Source organism: Psychrobacter aquimaris (assembly GCF_016107525.1).
GTDB classification, from domain to species: Bacteria; Pseudomonadota; Gammaproteobacteria; order Pseudomonadales; family Moraxellaceae; genus Psychrobacter; species Psychrobacter aquimaris.
The window spans coordinates 1-327 of sequence record NZ_JABASR010000041.1 but is presented as its reverse complement, the minus strand read 5'-3'; the positions used below and the strand labels follow the sequence as shown (position 1 = coordinate 327).

Annotated in this window: 1 protein-coding gene; it reads left to right on the top strand. The window is 47.1% G+C overall.

What is annotated here, in order from left to right; genetic code table 11:
* Positions 1–327, top strand: a 327-nt coding sequence (locus tag JFC10_RS14810) for a tetratricopeptide repeat protein (RefSeq protein ID WP_198333491.1), incomplete at both ends; no start/stop codon positions are given.

Sequence of the window (327 nt, the reverse complement as noted above, 5' to 3'; positions counted from 1 at the left end):
GCTGAAGCCCAACATAATCTTGGCTTGATGTATGACAACGGCGAAGGCGTACCTCAGGATTATACCAAAGCACTTGACTGGTACACAAAAGCTGCCAACCAAGGTGTCGCTGTAGCCCAATACAACCTTGGCTTGATGTATAAAAATGGCGAAGGCGTACCTCAGGATTACGTCAAGGCGGCTGAACTGTTTCAAAAAGCCGCCAATCAAGGGTATGCTGAAGCCCAATCCAACCTTGGCTTGATGTATAACAATGGCGAAGGCGTACCTCAGAATTATACCAAAGCACTTGACTGGTACACAAAAGCTGCCAATCAAGGGTATGCT